Raw genomic sequence first — 20040 nt, 5'->3', positions numbered from 1 at the left:
TCGTGCCCCCGGTGGCCGTCGCCCGCTTTCACCGCGTGGCGTAGCTCTTTCCGTCCCGCAGTACGAGGGCGTCTCCGCTGCCGACCGTCTCGATGCACGGGGTCACCGCGCCGTTGACGTCCTTGAACCGCGAGGGCCGCATGGTCACGTACCGGACCACGACGGTCCGCGCGCCGAGCCGAAGCGGAAACCGATGTCGGTGGGCCGGTCGGCCGCGCTCGGGAGCGCGCTGGAGTAGACGCCCATCAGACGGCTCAGACCGCCCTCGACCTTCTCCACGTAGACGATGTCCGCCTGCTCGATGCCGGTGTGCGAACGTGCCACTCGCGCGTTGTCGAACTTCACCGCGAGCACCGGACCGTGATGTGCCGTCAGCCCCGTGAAGGGGGACGTGCCCCGCGGCGACGGCGCGCCCTCGTGCCCCGACGCGTCCGCGGACCGCGGGCCGCTCGCGACGGGCGGGCCACCCGCGGTGAGCGTCGCCGCGGCGACCAGGGCCAGCGCTGTGGCGCCTGCGCGGGTGCAGCCTGACCTGGCCGCAAGGGCGGCACAGGCGCTGACCGTGACGCGGCACGCGCAGACCTTCCTCCCGCCGGGGGGGGGGACCAATGATCACCGCAGGGGCCGTCCACCCGGCGGCGCGTCACTCTTTCCGGGGGCGCCCCGCGTGGCTCGGTCCTATCAGCGTTCCGCCAGGTACCTGGCCGCGCACGTCGGCGAGAATCATGAGCATGGCAGCGCTGAACGAGATCCTCCCCGTGGAAGCCGTCCTCCTCGACGCCCCGGCGGCCGACTGGCGCGAAGCCGTCCGGCGCGCCGGTGACCTGTTGGTCGCGACGGGCGCCGCCACGGACACGTACACCGCCGAGATGATCGAGAACGTCGAACAGAACGGGCCGTACATCGTCATCGCCCCCGGCCTGGCCCTCGCGCACGCCAGGCCCTCGCCCGCGGTCCTCGGCACCGGCATGTCCTGGGTCCGGCTCGCGGCTCCCGTGCGGTTCGGGCACGAGGCCCACGACCCCGTCGAGCTGGTCGTCGGCCTCGCCGCGAAGGACGCCTCGGAACACACGGCGGCCATGGCGGCCCTGGCCCGGCTGCTCGCCGACCCCGCGGCGGCCCGTGCCCTGCGCGAGGCGCGCACCCCGCGGGCCGTGCACGCCCTGCTGTCCGGCGGACGGGAGGGCGAACACCCCCGCGAGGCGGCGGGAAGCGGCGACGACCTGCACAAGATCCTGACCGTGTGCGGCAACGGCGTCGGTACGAGCCTGTTCCTCAAACAGACCCTCGAAGGCGTGCTGGACCGCTGGGGGTGGAGCCGCCACGTCACCGTCGAGGCGACGGACACCATCTCGGCCAAGGGCAAGGCGAACGAGGCCGTCGCCATCCTCACCTCGCGGGAGATCGCCGGGACACTCGGCGACGTCGGCATCCCGGTGAAGGTCGTCGAGGACTTCACCAGCGCCGCGGAGGCCGACCGCGTGCTCCGCGACACCTACGACGTCTGACGACGCGGGCAAGGAGAACCCACCATGGACTGGCTCGTGTCGACCGCCGAGTTCCTCGTCAACGAAATCCTCAGCCAACCCGCGTACCTCATCGGCCTCATCACCGCCGCCGGCCTGATCGCTCTGAAGAAACCCGCGGGGCAGGTCGTCGGCGGCGCCATCAAGGCGACGCTCGGCTTCCTGCTGATCGGGGCGGGTGCCACGCTCGTCGTCGGCGCCCTCGCCCCGCTCGGCGAGATGATCCAGGGAGCCACCGGCGCACACGGCGTCATTCCCACCAACGAGGCGATCGTCGGCATCGCGCAGGAGCAGTACGGCGCCCGTGTCGCCTGGCTGATGATCCTCGGCTTCGCCGTGAGTCTGCTCCTCGCCCGCTTCACCCCCCTGCGATACGTGTTCCTGACCGGACATCACATGTTGTTCATGGCAACCCTGTTGACGATGGTGCTCGCCATCGCGGGCCAGGCCTCCTGGGCCGTGGTCCTCGTCGGCGGCGTGCTGCTCGGCATCCTGCTGGTGGCCATGCCGGCCTTCGCGCACCCCTGGACCAAACGCGTCACCGGCAGCGACAGCGTGGCGATCGGCCACTTCGGCACCGCCGGGTACATCGCGGCGGGCGCCACCGGCCAACTGGTGGGCCGCCGCAGCCGGAGCACGGAGGAGATGAACCTTCCCGAGGGCCTGCGCTTCCTGCGCGACTCGATGGTGGCGACCGCCCTGTCCATGGTGCTGATCTACCTCGTCATGGCGCTCATCTTCCTCGGCAAGGTTGGCAAGGAGGCCGCGTTCAAGGCCTTCGGCGACCACGGCGCGGCGGGCGCGAGCGGCGTCGGCGACTACGTCATGCAGTCCGTGATGCAGGGCTTGCAGTTCGGCATCGCGGTCGCCGTGATCCTCTTCGGCGTCCGTACGATCCTCGGTGAACTCGTCCCCGCCTTCCAGGGCATCGCGCGGAGACTGGTGCCGGGGGCGGTGCCCTCGCTCGACGCGCCGATCGTCTTCCCCTACGCCCAGAACGCCGTGCTCGTCGGCTTTCTCTCCAGCTTCACCGGTGGCCTCGTCAGCCTCGGCCTGCTCGCCTGGATCTTCCACCCCGCCTTCGGACTCGCCCTCGTCCTGCCTGGCCTGGTTCCGCACTTCTTCACCGGCGGCGCGGCCGGCGTCTACGGCAACGCCACCGGCGGCCGTCGCGGAGCGGCCCTCGGTGCCTTCGTCAACGGCGTCCTGATCACCTTCTTGCCCGCGCTGCTCCTGAAGGTCCTCGGCGCCTTCGGCGAGGAGAACACCACGTTCGGCGACGCCGACTTCGGCTGGTTCGGCACGCTCATCGGGTACGCGGCCAAGGCGGGCGAGACCGGAGGCGTCGTCCTGATGCTGCTCATCGGCGCGGCCGTCCTGTTCGGGGCGGTCATCTTCCAGAAGCGAGTCGTGGACACCGGCTGGGATCCGGGCGCCCACCGCGACGCCCTGCCGCCACGGCGAGAGGCCCCGGCCTTGGCCATTGCATCGGCGGCGGCCGACGCCCCGGCGGCGTACGGCAGGATCGCACCCCCGCGCGGCGCCCCGAAGCCGCCTCCGCCACCGCAGGCGTAGGGCTGAGCGGCCCCTGAAATCCGGCCCGTAAATCCGGTGGGACGCGGGCGACGTGCCTGCCATGATGCGGATCATGGACAGTGGGCTGCGGCGGCGGTACGCCGCCTATCGGTGGACCCCCGCGACGGACGGCCGGTCGGGCGCGGAGGTGCACCGCCTTACCGTCCAGGACGGCGCCGGACCCGACCTGTACGTCAAGGTCGCTCCCGCCACGTACGAGGGCTCGCCCCTGGACCTGTCCGGAGAGGCCGATCGCCTCACCTGGCTCGCCGGGCGGGGCATTCCGGTGCCACGCCTGGTCGAGCGGGGTACGGACGGCGAAGTGGCCTGGCTGGTGACGGAGGCGCTCCCCGGCAGGCCCGCTGCCGAGCGGTGGCCCGAGGGGCAGCGGACCGCCGTGACCGAGGCGCTCGCGGACATCACCAGGGCCCTGCATGAACTGCCCTCCGAGGACTGCCCCTTCGACCGGAGCCTCGCGGTGACACAGGAGCAGGCGGCCCGCAGCCTCCACGAGGGCCTCGTGGACCTGGACGACCTCGACGAGGAGCGCGAGGGCTGGTCGGGGCCGCAACTCCTGGACGAACTGCACCGCACCCGCCCGGCGTCGGAGGACCTGGTGGTCACCCACGGGGACCTCACTTCGGAGAACGTGCTGATCGACCCGGAGACCTGCCGCGTCACCGGCGTCATCGACGTGATCCGCCTCGGCCGGGCCGATCGGCACACCGATCTCGCCGTCGCCCTGCGGGAGTTGGCGAGCGAGGAGGACCCGTGGTTCGGCCCGGCGTACGCGAGGCGGTTCCTGGAGCGGTACCTCCAGGGGGCGACCGCGGAGGCGGTCGTCGACGAGGACCGGCTGGCCTACTACCGGCTCCTCGACGAGTTCTTCTAGGACCCGCGCGTCACGGGTCCCTCCAGGAACCGGCTAGCAGTGGCGGTACACGTGGCCGTCCTCGCCCGCGGGACGGACGTCGCGGTCGCGCAGGGTCACGGAGAGCTTCCGGCCCCAGGAACGGCACGCGGTGGTGAAGTCCTTCGTCTCGTACTCGATGTCGAAGACCCTCCCGTCGTACGCCGATGCGAAGGCGGGGCATTCCTCGTAGCGGGCGCACTCCTCGGTCACGGCGAAGTCGAAGCCGATGGTGCGGCGTCGCTCCAGCAGGTCGGTGGTGTTCTTCTGCGCGATGGCCAGGCCCTCGTCGTGGGCGCGGCGGGCGAGGAGGCGGGCGAAGGCCGCCGCGTCGTCGGCGGTGAGCAGGCCCTTGGAGCGTTCGTAGGAGTCGAGGTTGTCGGGCTCCACCGCGTCGAATCCGGCCTCCGCGCAGCCGTCGATCCACTTGCCGACGACCTCGGCGAGAGCGGCGCGCTTGGCGCGGGTGGAGATGTCGAGCAGCGGTTCCCGCCAGTCCTCGTCGACGACCGTCCGGCCCTGGTCGTCGCGTAGGAGCAGGTCGGGGTGTTCACGCTGCCACCAGCGTGCGATGTCCTTGCCGGGCTGGGCCTGGAAGGCGTTGACGTAACAGATGTTGTAGCGGCCGGGAGCGGGCTCGGCCGCGCGGTCGCGGGAGACCGCCCGCACCTTCGACTGGGGCGGATAGGCGCCGCCCAGCTGGTAGTCGAAGGCCGCGTTCACGGGCGGCCGGCGCACGGCGTCGCCGGAACCGGATGAACCGGAGGGGCGGGGCGCGGCGGCGGACGTGCCGGGCCCGCCCCGGTCGGCGGCGTCGGACGAGCAGGCGGCGAGCGGGCCGAGGAGAGCGAGAAGCGCGAGGAGCGGGGCGCCGCCGACGCCGGTTCGCAGGGGCCGCAAGGAGCGGTTGTTGCTGGTGGGCCACGTGGTTCCGGTCACCGGAACAGGATCGCAGCCCCCTGCCGCGGACGCCGCGCCGGGCCCCGCGGATGGCGTCAGGACAGCCTCAGGACGGGGTCCGGGCAACTTCAGAACGGCGTCAGGACAGCTTCAGGGCCTTCGCGGCCTGCGCGGCCATCCCGGCCTCGCCCGCGGCGTTCGGGTGTACGGGGACGAAGTTCGTGCCGAACAGCATCGGTTCGATCCACCGTTCGCCCAGCGGGCGGCAGGCGTCGTGCGCGTCGGAGGCGGCGTCCATGTCGACGAACGTCGTACCGGTCTCCGCCGCGGCGCGCCGGACGGCGTTGTTCAAGTGGCCTTGCAGATCGCGGAGGTAGGGGACGTCACCCTCCGCGATGGGCATCTTGGCGAAGCAGCCGGGGACGGACTTCGCCGGGGTGATCCACGGGTAACCGAGGATGGCGGCCTTCGCCTTCGGCGATCTGGCCTTGATCTGGTTGAGGGAGGCCTTGACCGCCGGATACGTCTTGGCGTCGATCTGCTCCTTGAAGGAGTCGCCGTGGGCGTCCTTGCAGGGACTGCCCTTGCCACCCGAGAGGGCCCCGGCGGTGCCGCAGGCGAGGATCGAGTTGATGAACGTGCTGTTGTCGTTGCCGCCGATGGTGAGCGTCACCAGCTCGGTGTCGCTCTTCAGCGCGTCCAACTGCGGGGCCACGCCCGGGTATTGGGACGTTGCGAGGTCCTTGGTCCGCGCGCCGCCACAGGTCACGTCCGTCAGCTTCGCGCCGAGGGAGGCGGCGAGCAGGTGGGGGTAGTTCTTCGTGGTGCGGGCGCAGAGGAGCGGGGCGCTCGGGTCCAGGGGGAGTACGCCCGAGCCGGCGCTGAAGCTGTCGCCGAGGGCGACGTAGCGCAACGGCTCCCGGGCATCGGCGGCGGCAGGACCCGCGCCGGGGCCGAGCGTGGTGATTCCGGTGACGGCGGCGAGGGCGGTGAGGGCGGCGACGGTCCGGGGCTGTGCGGGCATGCGCATGGACGTTCTCCTCCGGGCGGACGGTGGGGGATCCCAGGGCTTGGGCAACGTATTTCAGGATTCACATCTCTCACTACGTGTCGGGATGCGCGTCCGGGTGAGGTCTCTTGGCATGCGAGTGACAAAGAAGCCCGCCACCGTGCCGGTGTGGGCTCCGGACGGCCGGCCGCCTCCGCACAGAAGAGATCAGCCGCCGTCGCCGTGGTCCGCGACCCACTCCACGACCAGGCCGGTGAAAGCCCGTGCGGCGACACTCTGGTAGGCCCTTTCACGACGCAGCGGGGTGACGCCCTCACCCGCGACCGCCCGGTCGTGCGAGGCGCGCGGACCGCGTGCGCGCCGACGGCAGGGGCGCACCCGTCGGGGAGGACCCCGCACCGCCCCGGCAGGTCGTCGTCCCCACCAGCCTCGTGGAGTACGGGAATTGAGCCCACCGGCGTGCGGCGGAACCACCCGGGACGACCGTACGTTGAGCGAGGCGTGCGGTCACGCGGTGCGTGGCCGGTGAGCAGCTGACCCGGTCGTCGCACCGGGGGGTCGGCGCGGAGGAAGGGATCGGGGGCCCGCGTGTCGCAGCAGCGTCGTTCCGCGCGCCTCGCCTCGTCCGCGGTGGCCCTCGTCGTCACCGTGCTCGCCCTCTTCGCCCCGGCCGCTGCCGCGGCGGCGGCCGGCATCCGGGCCGACGGCACGCCCACCCACCACACCGTGGCGCACGCCGGGAAGCAGACCGGGACCGAAGACGCCCCCGCGTTCACCGTCGCCGTCGCGCACCGCCTCGACGCCCACCTGCCGGGCCCGCAGCCGGTGGGCCCACCGCGTACGGCAGCCGACACGGCGCCGCACCGCGCCACCGGCGGACCGGACACACGGCCCGCCGCCCCGCACGCACGGTCGCACGAGGCGATCGACTCCGCCGCCCCGCGGGGCCCACCCCACCGATGAGCACGCAGACCGTCCCCGACGCCTGACCCGGCGCACACCGCGCCGCCCGGTCACGCGTCCCTCCGTCCTGCCCTCATCCGTGGAGAACCCCATGCCCCGTGCGCCCAAATCCGGTGCGCCCACCTCCCGCGCGCCCGTGTGGCGGGCCGTCGTCGCCCTGTGCGTCGTCGCGCTCTCCCTCTACGTGGCCCTCACGCAAACCGCCCGCCTCGGCCTCGACCTGCGGGGCGGCACCCACATCGTCCTGGAGACCAAGGACTCGCCCACCGTCGAGGCCGACGCCGCCTCGACCGACCGCGCCTTGGAAGTGCTCAGGCAGCGCGTCGACGCACTCGGCGTCGCCGAGCCCGGCCTCGCCCGTTCCGGCGAGAAGCGGATCATCGTCGAGCTGCCCGGCGTCCAGGATCCGCGCAAGGCCGCCGAAATCATCGGCCGCACCGCCCAGCTGACGGTCCACCCGGTGACGGGGGAGTCCCCCGAGCGGGGCGGGGCCGAGCCCGCCGCCGACGGGTCGCGCACCCTGCCCGACCCCGACCGGCCCGGCAACCACCTCACCCTCGGACCCACCGCGCTCTCCGGCGCGGGCGTCGAGGACGCCGAGGCGCTCCTCGACCAGCACTCCCTCTCGGGCTGGATCGTCTCGCTCGACTTCCGCGACAAGGCGGGCGAGGCCTGGGCGCGCGTCACCGGCAAGGCGGCCTGCGCACCCCGGGGCGCGCCCGAACGGCGCGTCGCCATCACCCTCGACAACAAGATCATCTCGTCGCCGGGCGTCAACGAGGACGTGCCGTGCGAGGTCGGCATCACCGGCGGCTCGACCCGGATCACCGGCGGCTTCAGCCAGTCCGAGGCCCGCGACCTGGCCGCGCTCGTCAAGGGCGGCGCCCTCCCGGTGCCCGTCGACGTCGTCGAACAGCGGACCGTCGGCCCCACGCTGGGCGCCGACGCCATCGCCGCGAGCACCCAGGCCGCCCTCATCGGCGTCGCCCTCACCGCACTGTTCATCACCGTCGTCTACCGCCTTCTCGGCGCGCTCGCGGCGCTCGCCCTCGCGCTGTACGGACTGATCTCGTACGCCGCTCTGGTCGCACTCGGGGCGACGCTGACCCTGCCCGGCCTCGCCGGGTTCGTACTGGCCATCGGCATGGCCGTCGACGCCAACGTCCTCGTCTTCGAACGGGCCCGGGAGGAGTACCTCGGCGTCCGGTCCACGAACCTGGCGAAACCCGTCCGCACGGGTTTCGCCAAGGCGTGGAGCGCGGTCGTCGATTCGAACGTGACGACGCTGCTCGCCGCCGGGCTGCTGTTCTTCTTCGCCACCGGGCCGGTCAAGGGCTTCGGCGTCACCTTGAGTATCGGTGTCCTCGCGTCCATGGTCACCGCGCTGGTCATCACCCGGGTCCTCGCCGACTTCGCCGTCACCCGCCGCGCCGTGCGCGAGCGGCCCGCCCTGACCGGCATCGCCTCCACCGGCCGCGTGCGCACCTGGCTGGCCCGCCGTGACCCGGACCTGGTGCGCCATCGGCGCCGCTGGCTCGGCGCCAGCGCCCTCCTGGTCGCCGTGGCCGTCACGGGGATCGCGCTGCGCGGCCTGGAGTTCGGCGTCGAGTTCACCGGCGGCCGGCTCGTCGAGTACAGCACCAGCCGGCCCGTCGACGCGGACACGGCCCGCGGCGCCGTGGCGGATGCCGGGTTCCCGCGCGCCGTGGTGCAGGAATCCGGGGACGGTGACATCACCGTGCGTACGGAACACCTCACCGACGCCGAACAGCGGCGCGTCAAGGAGGCCCTGGCGGAGCCCGGCGGCACCGTCACCGTCGAGCGCGACGAGCTGATCGGCCCGAGCCTCGGCAGCGAACTGCGCCAGAAGGCGCTCATCGCCCTCGCCATCGCCGTCGCGGCCCAGCTGATCTACCTGAGCGCGCGCTTCCGCTGGACGCTCGCCGCGGCGGCCGTGTCCGCGATGGTCCACGACGTGCTGCTCGTGGTGGGCCTCTTCGCCTGGCTTGGCAAGCCGGTCGACAGCGTCTTCCTCGCCGCCCTGCTCACCGTGATCGGCTACTCGGTCAACGACACGGTGGTCGTCTTCGACCGCGTGCGCGAGGCGAGGCGCCGTGATCCGCGCGGCGACCTGGCGGCCAACGCCAACCGGGCCGTCGTACAGACGCTGCCGCGCACGGTGAACACGGGGATGGGCGCGCTCTTCATCCTGACCGCCCTCGCCGCGCTCGGCGGCGACTCGCTCGCGGACTTCTCCCTGGCGCTGATCGCCGGGGTGGTGGTCGGCATGGCCTCGACGGTCTTCACGGCGGTCCCGATCGCCGTCGCGCTCGAACGGCGGAACCCGGGGACGCGGCCGCCCGCGCGTCCGGGCGGTACGGCACAAGAACCGGACGGGTACAGCCCGTTGGAGGCACGGAGGAAGAAGGAACGGGGGACGGGGGCGGTCGTCTGAGGCGAGGGGGGCCGTCGGAGTGCGACGCGGGCGGTCCGGTGATGAATGCCGGGCCGCCCACGGCGCCCTCAGGGCCGCTACCCCTCCACGCCGTCGAGCGCCGGGGCGATCACCGCGAAGGCCTGGTCGAGCAGAGCAGCCGGATCTTCGGCGCCGTCGCTGTTGCTCCACCGTTGCAGCACGGCATCGAAGGCGGTCAGTGCCATCCCGGCGGCCAGGCGCGGATACAGGTCCCGGCCGGGGTCCAGTCCCAGACGCCCCGCCAGCTCCTCCGTCAGATCGCCACGCCACTGCGCCTGACGCTCCAGGAAGCGGGCGAGCAGGGCAGGCGTACGCAAGATCAGCTGTACCACGCGCAGTGCCCGGTCGGAGTGGGCGGCGCAGGTGGCCAGGGGGACCTGGACGGCGTGCAGGAGGGCCACCGAAGGCGGCTCGTCCCCGGGCCGCTCCGCGAGGTCCGCGCGCATGCCGGCGCCCATGTCGGCCAGGAACTGGACGACCACGTCCTCCTTGGACGCGAAGTACCGGAAGAACGTGCGCCGGGAGACCCCGGCGGTCGTCACGATCTCGTCGATGGTGACCGCGTCGAACCCCTTCAGTGCCAGCAACTGAAGCGCTGATTCGGTCAGTTCGTCCGAGACGAGCCGTCGTTTGCGCTCGGCCATGCTCATTCCAGGGCGGTTGCTCACCCGTCCATGCTACACGTCATGCCCTGCACGGCACTGAGTATCGCGTTGACACTCAGTGCCATCAGGGGCAACATGTGCCGCATGACTCAGCAGCAGTGGACCACCGACCACATTCCGGACCAGGGCGACCGGGTGTTCCTCGTCACCGGGGCCAACAGCGGCCTCGGCCTGGCGACCACCCGCGCGCTCGCCCGCCGCGGCGCGCACGTGATCCTGGCGGTGCGCGACGAGGACAAGGGGCATCGGGCGGTCGCGGGGATCACCGCCGAGCAGCCGGACGCGAAGCTGGAGGTGCGCCACCTCGACCTGGCCGACCTCGACTCGGTCCGCGCCTTCGCCGACGGGGTGCGCGCCGACCACTCACGACTGGACGTACTCGTCAACAACGCCGGGGTGATGGCGCCGCCCCGCTCGCTGAGCGCGCAGGGCCACGAGCTCCAGTTCGCCGCCAACCACCTCGGCCACTTCGCGCTCACCGGGCTGCTGCTCGACCTGCTCGCGGCGGGCAGTGAGCCCCGCGTGGTGACGGTGAGTTCGGTGAACCACCGGCAGGGCCGCCTCTTCTTCGAGGACCTCCACGGCGAGCGCGGCTACAAGCCCATGGCCTACTACAACCAGTCGAAGCTAGCCAACGCCGTCTTCGGCCATCAGCTCCACCTGCGCCTCACCGAGGCCGGCAGCCCCGTCCGCAGCGTGCTCGCCCACCCCGGCTACACGGCCACCAACCTCCAGCTGAACGGCCCGGTGGCCTTGTGGCGCGTGGTGTTCGGCTACATCGGCAACCCGTTGTTCGCCCAGCGGCCCGCCGACGGCGCCCGGTCGCAGCTGTACGCGGCGACCGATCCGGACGTGCGGGGCGGTGAGTTCATCGGCCCCGGCGGCCCGGCCGAACTGCGCGGCGCCCCGAAGCGTGTGGAGCCGGCGCCCGGCGCCACCGACGCCGGGACGGGTCGTCGGCTGTGGGAACTGTCGGAACGGCTGACCGGCGTCCGCTTCGTGTTCCGTACTCCGGTCTGAGGACCGGGCCGGGCGTCACAGGGCTTGCTAGGGCGTGTCCGCAAAGTCCCGCCTGCGCCGCGACGCCCGCCCTGCGGGCGAACGACGGGACTTCGCGGACATGTCCTAGAGCTTGCGCCAGCGCGCGTTCGCCCAGGAGAAGAGGCCGAAGGCGGCGAGGCCGAAGGCGATCAGCGCGAGCAGCCAGGGCCCGGCCCCGGTGTCGGCGAAGGAGCGCAGGGTGTTGTCGATGCCCTTGGCCTCGCCGGGCTTGTGCCGCAGCGCGGCGACGAGGGCGAATCCGCCGGCGACGGCGAACACCGAACCCCTGGCCATGCCGCCGAAGACGCCGAGGACGTCGACGATCCGGCGGACCCGCCGCGGCATCTCGGAGATGCGCAGGCGCTTGTGGAACTTCCGCAGCAGTGCGCGTCCGGCGATCCAGATGCCCGCCACGAGCACGGCGGCGCCCGCCGCGGCGACGATCCACCGCCCGCCGGGCCAGTCGAAGGCCTTCGCCGTCACGTCCTTGGTCTGCCGGTCACTGGAGCCGCTGCCGCTGCCCTCGTCGCCCGTGGCGTACGCCAGTACGGAGTACGACACGAAGCAGTAGAAGAGGCAGCGCGCGCCGGAGAGCGCCCGCTTGCCCGGCTTGTCGCCGTCGGGCCCGGCCTGCCCGAAGAAGGCTTCCGAGAGCCGCCACAGCGCCATTCCGGCCAGGGCGATGCCGAGCAGCCACAGCAGGACGTTCCCGAACGGGCGGTCCGCCAGCTCCGCCACGGCTCCGCCGCGGTCCGCCTGGCGGCCCCCGCCGTCGGAGAAGGCGATGCGCAGGGCCAGCGCACCGATGAGGAGGTAGATCACTCCGCGGCCGACGAACCCGGCACGCGCCACGGCTGCGACGGTCCGGCCCTTGGCCGCCCGTCGGGCCTGGCCCTTTCCACGCGCTGTCATCGAAGGCAGATGCATGGCTCCTAAGTGCCCCCAATGGCTCGCTTCATGCGGTCCGGGCACCCGTCCTCCCACGGACGGACCTCCTTGACCAGTGCTTTCCTGTGCTCTTCTGTGCTTCCCGTGCTTCCCGTGCTTCCCGTGCTTCCCGTGCTTCCCGTGCTTCCCGTGCTTTCCCGCGCGGGCGGATCAGCGCGAGCCGCGTCCCGCACCCGAGCGCCCGCTCGTGCACGGGGGGCCGGCCGGGATCGTGAAGGTCCGGTCGAGGCGGGTGATGCGCAGCACGCGCCAATTGCGCGAGCTGCCGGGGACGAGCCACAGGGTGCCCTCGCCCGCGGCCACCTGCTGTCTGATCCGCACCAGCAGCCGCAGACCGCCGGCGTCGAGGAACGTCACTCTTCGAAGGTCCGCGACGACCTGGCGGCCGGTCCGGTCGAGGAGTGCCGTCACACGGGGGGTGAGTTCCTGGTCGGCCCAGGCGTCCAGCTCGCCCCAGAACGCAAGGACATCAGTGCCGTTCACCACGCGGTGGTGCAGGCCGAAGGTGAAGTCGGCGGTGCCCGTTTCCCAGTCCAGCAGTGTCCCGTCTCCTTCACTGAGAGTAGTCAACTGAGGGCGGCGCGGCGGATGGAGACCCGCGCCGGACGCCACCGAATCGCTGGGCGGCACCGAGGTCCCATGTCCATCGTTCCCGCTCAGCGGGGTTCGTACTCTTGTCTGGCAGGTACTTTGAGCGAAGTACGGAGTTGACGGAGCGTCAGATCAACTACTACGCTGCGTAATTACGGACGCCGGGGGTCCTGCGGCATCGCCCGAAAGGCCCTGCGGTAGGCGCCGGGCGTCGTCCCCAGGGCGCGCAGGAATCGTCTGCGGAGATTGGTCGCCGAGGACAGCCCCGAGCGTCGGGCGACGGCGTCCAGTGGGAGGTCGGTCGTTTCCAGCAATTCCCTTGCGGAGCCGATGCGTTGGGCGAGCAGCCACTGGCCCGGGCTGACCCCGAGCTGGTCGGTGAAGCGGCGGGCCAGCGTTCGCGCCGAGACGCCCGCGCGCGCCGCCAGCTCATCGACGCCGACCGGCTCGTCGAGCCGCCCGGCGGCCCACTCCAGGACCGGCGCGAGCGACCCGTCGAACTGGGCGGGGTGCGCGGGGGTCGCGTACTGCAACTGACCGCCCTCCCTGTGCGGCGGCATGACCATGTTCCGCGCGACCCGCGCGGCGTACCCGGCACCCTGATCGGCCCGCACGAGGTGCAGACACAGATCGACGCCCGCGCCGGACCCGGCGCTGGTGGCCACGTCGCCGTGATCCACGTACAGCACGTCCGGATCGACCTGGACGGCCGGGAAGCGCGCGGCCAGTTCGTCGGCGAGCGCCCAGTGCGTGGTCGCTCGCCGCCCGTCGAGCAGCCCGGCGTGCGCGAGGGCGAAGGCGCCGGAACAGATGCTGATCAGCCGGGCGCCACGGCCGTGCGCCCGCCGCAGGGCGGCCACCACGGTGGGGGAGGGTGCCTCCTGGGTGGGCGTCCAGCCGGGGATGACGACGGTGTCCGCCCGGTCGAGCGCGTCCAGGCCCTCGGTGACGAGCATGTCGTACCCGGCACGCGTCGCGACAGGGCCGGGCCGCTCCACGCAGACGCCGAACGCGTACCGCGTCGTGAGGCCGGGCCGCTCGATCCCGAACACCTCGGCCGCGCAGGCGAGTTCGAAGGTCGACTGCGGGGCGTGGACGAGGGCGGCTACTCGATGCATGACAGGAAAGTACCTCACCATGACTTTCTGGACACTCGGCGGAGGGGTCCCCGCCGGACAGGCTGATGCCATGACGACGGAACAGCCCCAGCAGCCCCAACGACCGCAGCATGCCCAGCAGTCCTCGCATCCTCAACTGGCCGAAACGCCCGGTTACATCTGGTCCGCCGTGGCCGACGCCCCGAGCCGGGAAGTCTTCCCCGGCATCCGCCTGCGCCCCTTGTGGCGCGGCGACGACGGTGCCAACGCCCAGGTCCTGGAGATGGACCCGCACTCCCACTGGGAGGGCATCGACGTGCACGAGCCGGGACCCGAGGAGGTCTTCGTGGTCTCCGGCGTCTTCAACGACGGCCACCGCGACTACCCGGCGGGCACCTTCATCCACGCCCCGGCGGGCTCCTCGCACGTCCCCCGGACGACGACCGGGTGCACACTGTTCGTCTTCTACCCGCAGGGCTAGCCGAGCCGACCCGCCCGGCGAGACCACCGAGAAGCCCGGGCAATTCGTACGGATCACCGTCTCCTTGTCGTGCCCGGCGCAAGCAGCGGATACGGTGCTGGCGTGTTGATCGATAGGGAGGGGCCGGTGCCCGGTACTGCGCTGCTCATCGCGGCGGCCCCCGTCAGCAAGAGCCGGCTCGTGGACGCGGCCTCCGTACTGCCCGTGCTCGCGGCGGTCTCGCCCGCCGCGCTCGCCGGGACCGACACGGCGAGCGTGGTGGAACTGGCGGATCCGCTGGACCCGCAGACGGTCCTCACCCGGCTGCGGGCCGCCGCCATGGCGCCGGGCCCGCTGACGGTCTACCTGATCGGGCAGGTCCATCTCGACCGTCGCCAGCGCCATGTACACGTGGCGCTGGCCCGGGCCACCTCCGCGACCATGCGCTACACGGGATTTCCGTGGCACTGGTTCACCCAGGAGCTGCGGTTGCGCCCCGCGGGCGCCACCACGCTCATCGTCGACCTGCACACCGACCCCGAGAGCTGGCAGGCCCTGAACGAGCAGCCGCTCGACGCGGGCCCCGGCGTCGCGCTGTACGGCCGCATCGCCCCGCCGGCCCGTCGCCGTACGCCCGCGGCACCCGCCTATATGAAGGCCCTCGCCACCGTCCTGCGCAGCGGCCACCGCCCCCCGGTGCCCCAGCTCCACCAGCAGGCCGTCGCCCAGTCACTCGGCGACGACGCCCAGGACCTGGTGCTCGCCCTCGACCCGCACGCGCCGCCGTCCGCCGCGCAGCATCCCCCGCGCCCGGCCGGGCCCCCCGGCGTTCCCGACCCGCACACAGATCCGCACACAGACCCCCACGCGGCCATCACCGCGGCCGTCGAGGCGGGCCGGCACGGCGAGGCGGCTGCCCTCGCCGCCTCCTGGGAGCAGACCGCGCTGCGCACGCACGGTCCGGGTTCGAACGAGGTCATCCATTGGATGGAAGTCCGCGCGGACCTCGCGCGGTTCGCCGGTGATCCGGCGCGCAGCTGCGAGACCTGGCTCGCCGTGGCCACGGCCCGCCTCACCGCCGGGCAGGCCCCCGACTCACCCGAGGTGGAAGCCGCGGCCGACCGCGCCCACCACCTCTGGGACCGCGTACGCGACCCCGAGGCGGTCCGTGCCCTCGGCCCCGACTTGATCAGGCTGCGCCGCCGCGTCCCCGGCCGCCGGCGCGGCACGCTGACGCTGGCGCAGCGCCGCCTCGAACAGTTCCACACGCAGCGGGTCGGCTGACGCCGCTCCCCCCGGCGGCTGCCCTCAGAGCGCCGCGCCGAACGCCTGCGTCCACCAGGGCCCGCCCGAGCCGTTGTGGATGCCCACCCCCAACTCCTTGAAGTCGCAGTTGAGGATGTTGGCCCGGTGGCCGGAGCTGTTCATCCAGGAGTCCATCACCGCCGCCGGGGTCCGCTGGCCGCGCGCGATGTTCTCGCCGTACGTGCTCCACTGGTACCCGGCCGCCTTGATGCGGTCGCCGGGACCCGTGCCGTCCGGGCTGGTGTGGTCGAAGTAGTCGCGCGCCGCCATGTCGGAGGAGTGCCTCGCGGCGGCCGTGGCGAGCTTGTCGTTGGAGCGGACAGGACCGCATCCCGCCTTGGCGCGCTCGGTGTTGACCAGGGCCACGACCTGCGCGGCCGCGCCGCTCGGGGTGGCCTTCGGAGCCGGGGCGGGCGTCTTGGGCTTGGGCTTCGGCTTCGGCGCGGCCTTGGTGGGGGTCGGCTCGGGCTTGGGCTTCCGCTTCTTTTTCTCCTTCGCCTTGTCCTTCGTCTTCGTCCTGCTGGGGGTCGGCTTCGCCGAGGGCGAGACGGAGCGCTTGACGGAGGAGGACGCGCTCTTCGCGGCCGAGGCGGAGGGCGCGGTGGGGGAGACGGCGGCGGCGGCACTGGCCGGGGAGCTGTCGTCGGTCTCCGGGCCGGTGAGGAGATGCACCGCCGCACCACCGGCGACGAGCGCCACGACCGCGGCGGCAGCCCCGGCGGTGCGGCGCTGCCGCCTGGCACGTTCACGGCGGGCCTGGGCCCGCGCGGAGACGGGCGCCGCGGCGCCGTGCGCGGACGTGACCGAGCCGACCGTGACGAGGTCGGGGCGCGTGAGCAGCTGTGTGAGGGCCGCGCCCGCGGGGACCAGACCGAGCGCCACCAGGAGCCGCTCGGCGGGCACCAGGTTGGACCAGTGGCCCGCGCACACCGAGCAGTCACGGGCATGGCGGGCCAGCCGCTTGCGCCACAGCGCCGAGGGCACGCCGTCCCACCCGGCGGTGAGCCGACCGAGCCCTTCGCAGCGCGGTACCGCGGCCAGGGCGCGCACCACCACGCGGGCCGTCTCCAGCTGGGCCTTCATCCGCTGCACCCGTACCGCCGCGTGCTGCGGGGACAGCTCCAGGGCCTCGGCGACCTCGGCCCGCGTCAGCTCCCCGGCGGACTCCAGCCACCACAGCGACAGCAGGGCACGGTCGTCGTCGTCCAGCCACCGCGTGGCCTCGGCAGTCTCCCTGCGCTGCCCGGAGAGACCGAGCCGGGTGATGGTCAGGTCCACGAAGTCCGCGCCCGGGTCCACCACGTCGTAGCCGTCCGCGAGCCCTCCGCCGGCGGGAATGGCGCCCGTGGCACGCTCCCGCCAGTGCCCGCGTATCTGGTTCATGGTGATCGCCACCAGCCAGCTGCGGAAGGTCTCCGGATCGCGCAGCCCGTCCAGGCCGCCGAGGACGCGGAGCATGGTCTCCTGCACCACGTCATCCACGTCCGCGTGGCCGTTCAGGGCCCGCCCGACGATGTTGTAGACCAGCGGAAGGTACTCCGCGACGAGCGCGTCCTGCGCCTGCTGGTTGCCGTCCTGCGCTGCTCTGACCATCGCGACTTGGCGTTCGCTGCTCACGCTGTGACCACTTTCTGTGTGGGGACCTGTCTCCTCCGACACAAGGGAGACGCACGGCCCGGCTCCGGATAACAGAAACCGGCGGCGTCACGGCTCGTCGGGGGTGGTGTGCTGCTCGGACCTGGCCACGAGCCGGGACAGTTCGACGCGTGAGCGTACCCCGAGGAGCGCGAAGACGTTCCGGAGATGGTGATCGACGGTCCTCGGGCTCAGCGACAGGCACCGGGCCACCTCCCGATTGGTGGCGCCCTCCGCGACACAGCGGGCGATCCTGAGCTGCTGCGGGGTGAGCAGGGACAGGCCACCGGGCGGCTCGGCGGTCCTGGCCTCCCCGGTGGCGCGCAGCTCGGCCCGCGCCTGCCCGGCCCAGGCACGGGCGCCGCACCGCTCGAAGGAGACCAGGGCGTCGCGCAGCAGGCCCCTGGCCTCGCCGGGGCGGCGCCTGCGGCGCAGCCACTTGCCGTACAGGAGCTGGGTGCGGGCGCTCTCGAAGTCGCCGCCGACGAGCGCGTGGCGGGCGAGCGCCACGGTGTAGAGCGCGTCACATTCGTCGGGCCCCGCGAGCAGCGCGTGGCAGCGGGCCAGCTGGGCGGGGGCCTGCGGGTCGGCGCCCTGGGCGGCCCAGGCGGCGAACTCCGCCACACAGTCACGGGCCGCCTCACCCTCGCCGATGAGGAAGGACGCCTCCACGAAGCAGGGCACGGCGAGCATCCGTACGGCGAAGTGGCCTCGGCGCGGCCCCGGCCGCACCACCGGGCCGAGCCGGGCGGCGGCCTCCGGCGCGCGGCCGCGGCTCAGGTCGACGCGGGCCAGCGCCCACTGGGCAAGCGTCGCGGCCTGCGCGAGGCCGTGCGGGTGGGCGGTGCGTGCCGCGGCGGCGGCATGGGCGGTGACCGCCTCGTCCTCGCCCTCGACGGACGCCACCAGGGCGAGGATCGCGTGGTGCTGAGCGGCGATGTTGCGCTGCCCGGTGCGGCCCGCCGTACGCAGCCCTTCCTCGGCGTGCGCCCGGGCACGCGCGTGCCGCCCGGCGCGCAGTTCGGCATAGGCCAGGTACTCCAAGGCCTGCGGTACGTGGATGTCCATGCCCCGCGCCCGTGCCGCGGCCAGGGCCCGCGCGTTGACACGGGAGGCCGCCGCGAGGTCGCCGACGACGAGGGCCGCCACCCCGGCCCGCAGCAGCCGCGTCGGTTCGTCCGCACCCTGCCCCCGTGCCACGACCCCGCGCAGCCCCAGGCTCGCGGCACCGAGCCGCCCCCGCATCACGTCGGACATGGCGGCGCGGTACTCCTCGGCCAGGATGTCGGCGCCCGCCGCCCGTGGCCCCGGGGCCGCGTCCTCCGGGGGTGCGCCCAGGGCCGACAGGTAGGCGGCGGCGTCGCCCATGTCCCAGGCCGCCGCCATGGCGCAGAGGCGGGCCTCCCGGGCGCCGTCCGGGTCGTGCGGGGCGAGGAGTTCCGCCGCGAGCACGAGGGCCTCGTGGGCGTCGGCGACGGGGCCGTCCGCGAGCGCGAGCTGCCCCCGGACCAGTTCGACGGCGCCGCGCACCCGGGCGTCCGCCGACTCGGAACGGGCGGCGCCGAGCAGGTCCCGCGCCGGCCCCGGCAGGCCCGCGAGCCGGGCGTGCCGGGCGGCGGCGGCTCGACGCAGGGCACGCTCTAGCGCGGGCCGGGTGAGGTCCGCGGCCACGGACAGGGCGGCCGCGCGTTGTGCGTGGGGCGCCGTCCCGGGGGCGTCCGCCGCGGAGGACAGCGCGGCGGCGAGAGGGGCGTCGGGCCCCTCGGCCGCCAGGGCCCGGTGCAGCTGCCGGAGCAGCGGGGGCGTACGCCCGTCGTCGAGGACCGAGGCGAGCAGCCGGTGGGCGGCCCGGCGCCGGGCGGGCATCGCTCCGGTGTACAGGGCGTCGCGCAGCCCGGGGGTGTCGAAGCGGATCCGGCCGGCCGAGCGACGCACGATCCCGGCCGCCTCCGCCGGACCCGGCGCCGCGCCGTGGAGTTCGGCCGCCGCACCGGCCCGCAGGACGAGATCCGCGTCGGCGCCCGCGTCCTCGGCCCCGGGCTCATGGGCCGCGGCCACGAGGAGCAGGAACGCCTCGGTGTCCGGCGGCAGTTCGAGCGGCTCCAGGCCGGAGTACGGGGGCGCGATGCCGTCGAACGCGGGCGTGCTGCCGTCGAACGGGGACGGGCCGCCGTCATACGGGGAAGGGCTGCTGTCGTACGGGGACGGGTCGGCCTCGTACAGCCGCTGGGGCAGTGGCGCCCGCCCCGCTGGCTGATGGGGTGTCAGGTCGGCGATCAGGTCATGGACCAGACGCGGACTGCCGCCCGCCGCCCCGAGGATCTCCTCGCGTACGACCTCGTGTACGACGGGGTGGGCGCCGCCCCGCGTGAGGTCGTCGACGAGCGCCGCCGCGTCGGGCGGTGCGAGCGGGTCCAGGTGCAGGACGGGCAGCGCGGCCAGCCGCGGATCGTCCGCGCGGTGTGCCGCGACGGAGAGGAGGAGGCCGATCGGGTGCGGTCCTTCGAGGCGGCGGGCGGCGAAGCCCAGAGCGGCACGGGAAGCGGCGTCCCACAGATGGGCGTCGTCCACGCAGACCAGCAGGGGACGCCCGCCCGCGAGGTCACGCACGGCGGGGAGCAGGGCCCCCGGTTCCTCGGGCGGTGTGCGAGGAGCGCCTCCCGCGCACCACAGGGAGTGCACACCGCTGTACGGGATCAGGGACTCGGCGGGGTCGGCGCGCGTGCTCAGGACCGTCCCCGCCCGGGAGGAGCGGAAGGAGCGGGCGGCGTGCGCGAGCAGTGTGGTGCGGCCGAACCCTGGCGCCGCCGCCAGCACCAGCACTCCGCCCCGCCCCGCGCGCACGCCGTTCAACAGGGTTTCGATGGCGTGCAGTTGAGTGCTCCGGCCGTATATCCGGAGGGGAGGACTCGTCAGGGTTGTCAGTCCGGCCACGACCG

General features: G+C 73.4%; 17 protein-coding genes. 8 read left to right on the top strand and 9 right to left on the bottom strand.

Annotation, left to right across the window (positions count from 1 at the left end):
* Positions 1-144: 144 nt before the first annotated feature.
* Positions 145-609 (bottom strand): DUF3048 domain-containing protein, encoded by a 465-nt coding sequence (locus CP975_RS36320; protein WP_342787892.1) that lies wholly within the window; start codon positions 607-609, stop codon positions 145-147.
* Between the two features lie 122 nt (positions 610-731).
* Here CP975_RS36320 and CP975_RS01425 point away from each other — a divergent pair, with 122 nt between their 5' ends.
* The 3 genes from CP975_RS01425 (at position 732) to CP975_RS01415 (ending at position 3993) form a co-directional block, all read left to right on the top strand.
* Positions 732-1508 (top strand): PTS sugar transporter subunit IIA, encoded by a 777-nt coding sequence (locus CP975_RS01425; RefSeq protein ID WP_055530219.1) that lies wholly within the window; start codon positions 732-734, stop codon positions 1506-1508.
* Positions 1509-1532: 24 nt separating this feature from the next.
* Positions 1533-3101, top strand: a complete 1569-nt coding sequence (locus CP975_RS01420) for a PTS ascorbate transporter subunit IIC (RefSeq protein WP_055530218.1) — start codon at positions 1533-1535, stop codon at positions 3099-3101.
* A 70-nt stretch (positions 3102-3171) separates the two neighbouring features.
* Entirely contained in the window at positions 3172-3993 is an 822-nt protein-coding gene (locus CP975_RS01415) for an APH(3') family aminoglycoside O-phosphotransferase (RefSeq protein ID WP_246201744.1), read from the top strand.
* A gap of 33 nt (positions 3994-4026) precedes the next feature.
* On the opposite strand, the gene CP975_RS01410 is transcribed toward CP975_RS01415, so the two are convergent.
* Positions 4027-4902: an endo alpha-1,4 polygalactosaminidase gene (locus CP975_RS01410; protein WP_150477761.1), complete on the bottom strand. Its 876-nt coding sequence runs from the start codon at positions 4900-4902 to the stop codon at positions 4027-4029.
* Positions 4903-5050: 148 nt separating this feature from the next.
* Entirely contained in the window at positions 5051-5935 is an 885-nt protein-coding gene (locus CP975_RS01405; RefSeq protein ID WP_055530299.1) for an SGNH/GDSL hydrolase family protein, read from the bottom strand.
* 573 nt (positions 5936-6508) lie between these two features.
* On the opposite strand from CP975_RS01405, the gene CP975_RS01400 reads away from it, so the two are divergent.
* The gene (locus CP975_RS01400; protein WP_055530216.1) at positions 6509-6883 is read left to right on the top strand and encodes a hypothetical protein; all 375 of its coding nucleotides are present in this window, start codon (positions 6509-6511) and stop codon (positions 6881-6883) included.
* A 91-nt stretch (positions 6884-6974) separates the two neighbouring features.
* Positions 6975-9338, top strand: coding sequence for a protein translocase subunit SecD (secD, locus tag CP975_RS01395; RefSeq protein ID WP_055530214.1), 2364 nt, complete (start codon positions 6975-6977; stop codon positions 9336-9338).
* 77 nt (positions 9339-9415) lie between these two features.
* Here secD and CP975_RS01390 read toward each other — a convergent pair whose 3' ends face one another.
* Complete coding sequence (locus tag CP975_RS01390; protein ID WP_055530212.1) at positions 9416-10009, bottom strand: acyl-CoA-like ligand-binding transcription factor; 594 nt, start codon at positions 10007-10009, stop codon at positions 9416-9418.
* A 99-nt stretch (positions 10010-10108) separates the two neighbouring features.
* On the opposite strand from CP975_RS01390, the gene CP975_RS01385 reads away from it, so the two are divergent.
* Positions 10109-11044, top strand: a complete 936-nt coding sequence (locus CP975_RS01385; RefSeq protein WP_055530210.1) for an oxidoreductase — start codon at positions 10109-10111, stop codon at positions 11042-11044.
* A gap of 105 nt (positions 11045-11149) precedes the next feature.
* Here the strand turns inward: CP975_RS01385 and CP975_RS01380 are convergent, their stop codons facing one another.
* From CP975_RS01380 to CP975_RS01365, 3 genes are all read right to left on the bottom strand, one after another.
* A complete protein-coding gene (locus CP975_RS01380) occupies positions 11150-11992 on the bottom strand; it encodes a DUF1206 domain-containing protein (protein WP_055530208.1) in 843 nt (280 codons plus the stop codon).
* A gap of 171 nt (positions 11993-12163) precedes the next feature.
* On the bottom strand, positions 12164-12583 hold the full coding sequence (locus CP975_RS01370; RefSeq protein ID WP_167532657.1) for an STAS domain-containing protein: 420 nt from the start codon (positions 12581-12583) through the stop codon (positions 12164-12166).
* Between the two features lie 173 nt (positions 12584-12756).
* On the bottom strand, positions 12757-13722 hold the full coding sequence (locus tag CP975_RS01365) for a helix-turn-helix domain-containing protein (protein WP_055530205.1): 966 nt from the start codon (positions 13720-13722) through the stop codon (positions 12757-12759).
* Between the two features lie 70 nt (positions 13723-13792).
* On the opposite strand from CP975_RS01365, the gene CP975_RS01360 reads away from it, so the two are divergent.
* On the top strand, positions 13793-14182 hold the full coding sequence (locus CP975_RS01360) for a cupin domain-containing protein (protein ID WP_150476492.1): 390 nt from the start codon (positions 13793-13795) through the stop codon (positions 14180-14182).
* 126 nt (positions 14183-14308) lie between these two features.
* Complete coding sequence (locus tag CP975_RS01355) at positions 14309-15445, top strand: hypothetical protein (RefSeq protein WP_055530203.1); 1137 nt, start codon at positions 14309-14311, stop codon at positions 15443-15445.
* A 24-nt stretch (positions 15446-15469) separates the two neighbouring features.
* Here CP975_RS01355 and CP975_RS01350 read toward each other — a convergent pair whose 3' ends face one another.
* Both CP975_RS01350 and CP975_RS01345 read right to left on the bottom strand, forming a co-directional pair.
* Positions 15470-17083, bottom strand: a complete 1614-nt coding sequence (locus tag CP975_RS01350; protein WP_150476491.1) for a sigma-70 family RNA polymerase sigma factor — start codon at positions 17081-17083, stop codon at positions 15470-15472.
* An 87-nt stretch (positions 17084-17170) separates the two neighbouring features.
* Positions 17171-20035, bottom strand: coding sequence for a LuxR family transcriptional regulator (locus CP975_RS01345; protein ID WP_150476490.1), 2865 nt, complete (start codon positions 20033-20035; stop codon positions 17171-17173).
* Positions 20036-20040: the final 5 nt, after the last annotated feature.

The organism is Streptomyces alboniger (assembly GCF_008704395.1).
Classification (GTDB): Bacteria; Actinomycetota; Actinomycetes; order Streptomycetales; family Streptomycetaceae; genus Streptomyces; species Streptomyces alboniger.
This window is presented reverse-complemented; position numbering and strand designations above follow the sequence as displayed.